The 3,876-nt window shown below is 62.9% G+C and carries 4 protein-coding genes; 2 read left to right on the plus strand and 2 right to left on the minus strand.

Annotation, left to right across the window (positions count from 1 at the left end; translation table 11 throughout):
- Positions 1-587 (minus strand): LysR family transcriptional regulator (locus EN991_RS26775; protein WP_127369888.1); only part of this gene is annotated, 587 nt, incomplete at its 3' end.
- A gap of 121 nt (positions 588-708) precedes the next feature.
- On the opposite strand from EN991_RS26775, the gene EN991_RS26780 reads away from it, so the two are divergent.
- Both EN991_RS26780 and EN991_RS26785 read left to right on the plus strand, forming a co-directional pair.
- A complete protein-coding gene (locus EN991_RS26780) occupies positions 709-1,860 on the plus strand; it encodes a gamma-butyrobetaine dioxygenase (protein WP_127369889.1) in 1,152 nt (383 codons plus the stop codon).
- Positions 1,857-2,447, plus strand: coding sequence for an HD domain-containing protein (locus EN991_RS26785; protein WP_127369890.1), 591 nt, complete (start codon positions 1,857-1,859; stop codon positions 2,445-2,447). Before EN991_RS26780 ends, EN991_RS26785 begins: the two co-directional genes overlap by 4 nt.
- Positions 2,448-2,518: 71 nt before the next feature.
- Here the strand turns inward: EN991_RS26785 and EN991_RS26790 are convergent.
- Positions 2,519-3,876 (minus strand): NAD(P)/FAD-dependent oxidoreductase (locus tag EN991_RS26790; RefSeq protein ID WP_164769385.1); only part of this gene is annotated, 1,358 nt, incomplete at its 5' end.

The following is a 3,876-nucleotide window of genomic DNA, read 5'->3' on the forward strand; positions in this document are numbered from 1 at the left end:
CACATCTCGCGCGCGCCGGCAACCAGAAGCAGCGGCCAGGAGGTCCAGTCTGCGTCGCCGACCAGACCCGGAGCCGCCACCGGCAGAAGCCGCTCGGCGGTCAGCCTGTCGGCTTCGCGGCCGGGGAAGGATCCGTTGCCGAAACGGATATCGAGCACCGAGCCCGGCAGGTCGTAATCGGTAGGGCGATGGATCGTCACCAGGTCGAGCTGGATGCGCGGCAGTGCCTTCGCGAGATCGGGCAGCGCCGGAACCAGCATCAGCAAGGCAAAGGAAATCGGCGCCCGGATGGTCACGGTCTGGACGGCGCGCGGCTCGAACAGTTCCGCGGTGCTGTTGCCGATGGTGGCGAAGGCCGACTGGATGTGGGGGAGATAGGCTGCCCCCTCCGGCGACAGGGCGACGCCGCGCGCCAGCCGCGAAAACAAACGTGTCTTTAGCCGCTCCTCGAGAAAGCGGATGTGTTGGCTGACGGCCGCCTGGGTGAGGCCAAGCTCGGCTGCCGCCGCGGTGAAATTCGACAGCCGCGCCGCAGCCTCGAAACTGCGCAGCCAGTCGAGCGGCGGCAGGGGTGTGGTTCGAGACATTAGTATATCGTGGTCATTGCCCAAAATATGATAATTTGAATTATGCCTCTCGCGCGATCAACATGCAATCGAAACCCTGCGGATCAGCTGCAGGGGACGCAATGGACAGGAACGGATCTCCATGCTCACCCAGGCGCTGATCGGCAACGAAGGTAGAACAATCGAACTTGGCTGGAAGGACGGGTCGCGCAGCCGCTTTCACGCCATGTGGCTGCGCGACAATGCGCTGGACGACAAGACGCGCAGCGCCGGCAATGGCCAACGGCTGATCACCATCCTCGACATTCCCGCCGACACCAGGATCGGCGCGGCATCGGTCAAGGGCGGTGCCCTGGAAGTCAGCTTCGTGCCGGAGCAGAAAACAGTGAGTTTCCCGGCGGCATGGCTGAGCGCCAATGCCTATGATCGTGACGCGGCCCGCCAGCCCGGCTGGACAGACGAGGCCACCGTGCGATGGACCAAGGCCTCGATGCAGAATTCGGTGCCGCGCGCCGGCTATGCTGCGGCCAGCCATGATCGCGCTGTGCTGGGGCAATGGCTGTCGGCGGTGAAAACCTATGGCTTCGCGGTGATGGACGATCTGCCGACCGAATCCGGAGCGCTGTGCAAGGTGTCCGATCTGTTCGGCTATATCAGGGAGACCAATTACGGCCGCTGGTTCGAAGTGCGCGCCGAGGTCGATCCGAGCAATCTCGCCTACACCAATCTCGGGCTCCAGGCGCATACCGACAATCCCTATCGCGACCCCGTGCCGACGCTGCAGATCCTGTCCTGCATCGAGAATACGGTTGAGGGCGGCGAATCCAGCGTCGTCGACGGATTTGCCGTCGCGGCTGCGCTGCAGGCCGAGAACCCGGAAGGCTTCCGGCTGCTGAGCTCATGCCCGGCGCGCTTCGAATATGCCGGCTCTTCCGGTGTGCGGCTGCAGGCGAAGCGGCCGATGATCGAGCTCGGGCCCGATGGCGAGCTGATCTGCATCCGCTTCAACAACCGCTCGCTGGCGCCGACGGTCGACGTGCCCTTCGCCGACATGGAGGCGTACTACGCCGCCTACCGCCGGTTCGCCGAACTGATCGAGGATCCATCCTTCGAAGTGACGTTCAAGCTCGAAGCGGGGCAGGCTTTCATCGTCGACAACACGCGCGTCATGCACGCCCGCAAGGCGTTTTCCGGAACCGGCAAGCGCTGGCTGCAGGGCTGTTACGCCGACAAGGATGGCCTGCTGTCGACGCTCGCGTCGATAGAACACGGGTTCAAGGAGGCGGCGGAATGAGCGGCCAGGATTTGAACGCGGACAATATCGTCGAATTCATCGCCGACATCTTCGAGCGCCGGGGTGCGGAATCCTATCTCGGCGAACCCGTCACCATGTCGGAGCACATGCTGCAGGGCGCCTGGTTCGCCGAAAAGGACGGCGCGCCGGACGAGCTGGTGGCGGCGGCGCTGCTGCACGACATTGGCCACTACACCAGCGAGTTCGGCACCTATTCGCCCGAGGATGTCGAGGACAAGCATCATGACGAAGCCGGCGGCGAAGTGCTGGCGCGGTTCTTTCCACCTGTCATCGTCGAATGCGTCAGGCTGCATGTCGCCGCCAAGCGCTATCTCTGCGCCACCGACCCGACCTATTTTGGCAGGCTTTCGCCGGCCTCGGTGCACACGCTGTCGCTGCAGGGCGGGCCGATGAATGCCGAGGAGGTGGCCGAGTTCCGCAAGAACCCGTTCCGTGAGGAAGCGGTCCGGGTCCGCATCTGGGACGAGAGCGGCAAGATTGCCAACATGAAGACGCGGACGTTTCGCGATTACGTGCCGCTGTTGCAGCGGGTGGTGACGCAGTTCGCGGCGGGTAAGCCGGCGTAATTCCCTCAAAGGAAGGAGGCAGGGTGCAAGCCCTGCCTTCTTTCTTCCGGCTTCGCCGGAATCGCGCTCGCCTACCCCTTGTGATGCACCTGCTGCAGCCCGTAGACCGGCGTCGCCAAGCCGGCCTGCCTGGCCTTCAGCTGCAGCGCCAGGAATTGTGAATAGTGGCGTGACTGGTGCAGGTTGCCGCCGTGAAACCACAGCGCTTCCTGCTGTGTAGGCTTCCACATGTTGCGCAACTCGCCTTCCCAGGGGCCGGGATCCTTGGTGGTGTTCGAGCCGAGGCCCCAGCATTTGCCGACCTTGTCGGCGGTTTCGCGCGATATCAGATCGGCGGCCCAGCCGTTCATCGAGCCGTAGCCGGTGGCGTAGACGATGAGGTCCGCAGGCAGTTCCGACCCGTCGCTGAGCAGAACCGAGTGCTGCTTGATCTCTTCGACGTCGACGCCGCTCTTCAGCTTGATCGAACCATCGATGACCAGCTGCGATGCGCCAACATCGATGTAATAGCCAGAGCCGCGCCTGAGGTACTTCATGAACAGGCCGGACTCGTCGTCGCCCCAGTCGAGCATGAAACCGGCCTTTTCCAGTCCCTTGTAGAATGCCGCATCGCGTTTCTTCATCTCGGCATAGGCCGGGATCTGGAACTCGTGCAGGATCTTGTAGGGCAGCGAAGCGAAGATGAGATCGGCCTTGGCGGTGGTGATGCCATTCTGCAGCGCCTGCTCCGAATAGAGCGAACCCAGTCCGATTTCCATCAACGTGTCGGACCTGGAGATATGGGTACTCGAGCGCTGCACCATGGTCACGTCGGCGCCGGCTTCCCAAAGTGCGGCAGCGATGTCATGGGCGGAATTGTTGGATCCGATGACAACGGCCTTTTTGCCGGCATAGGCGTCGGGACCCGGATGCTTCGACGAGTGGTGCTGATCGCCCCTGAAGGTCTCCATGCCCTTGAATTTCGGCAGATTGGCTTTGCCGGACTGTCCGGTCGCCAGCACCAGCTGCTTCGGCTTCAGCGTGATGTTCTTGCCGTCACGGTGGACGACAACGGTCCATTCCTTCGTCTTGTCGTCATAGGAAGCGCTTTTGGCCTCGGTCGAGGACCAGTAATTCAGCTCCATTACCTTGGTGTACATTTCCAGCCAGTCGCCGATCTTGTCCTTGGGCGAGAAGACCGGCCAGTTCTTGGGGAAATCGATATAGGGCAGATGGTCGTACCAGACCGGGTCATGCAGGCAGAGCGACTTGTAGCGCTTGCGCCAGCTGTCGCCGGCACGCTCGTTCTTCTCGATGATGATGGTCGGCACGCCAAGCTGCCGCAGCCGCGCGCCGAGCGCGATACCGCCCTGGCCGCCACCGATGATCACCGTATAGGGCTGCGTCTTGAAGCCGAGCTCGGCGGCTTCCCTCTCGCGCTCTTCCTTCC

This window comes from Mesorhizobium sp. M7A.F.Ca.US.005.03.2.1 (assembly GCF_003997795.1).
GTDB classification, from domain to species: domain Bacteria; phylum Pseudomonadota; class Alphaproteobacteria; order Rhizobiales; family Rhizobiaceae; genus Mesorhizobium; species Mesorhizobium ciceri.